Genomic DNA, 244 nt, shown 5'->3' on the forward strand with positions numbered 1-244 from the left:
GCGGGCCAGCAGCGTGGCCGCGACGATATCGTCCGCGAGATCGATGTTCAGGGCGCCTTCCTTCGTGATGATCAGCTTGAGGAAGTCGAGCAGGTTGCGTGCGTAGAGCGAGGACGCGTCGGCGGGGACCATCGAGGCCAGATTCGTATAACCGACGATCGTCACGCCATGCCTGATCACTACCTGATCCGCTTCGGTGAGCGGACAGTTGCCGCCGCGCCGGCCTTCGTACTCGGCGCCGCGA

The 244-nt window shown here is 64.3% G+C and carries 1 pseudogene; it reads right to left on the reverse strand.

Annotation, left to right across the window (positions count from 1 at the left end):
• A pseudogene (locus P0D68_RS35605) lies at positions 1 to 244 on the reverse strand (NAD(P)(+) transhydrogenase (Re/Si-specific) subunit alpha); the annotation flags it as partial.

Source organism: Paraburkholderia sp. RL17-380-BIE-A (assembly GCF_046028085.1).
In the GTDB taxonomy this organism is placed as follows: Bacteria; Pseudomonadota; Gammaproteobacteria; order Burkholderiales; family Burkholderiaceae; genus Paraburkholderia.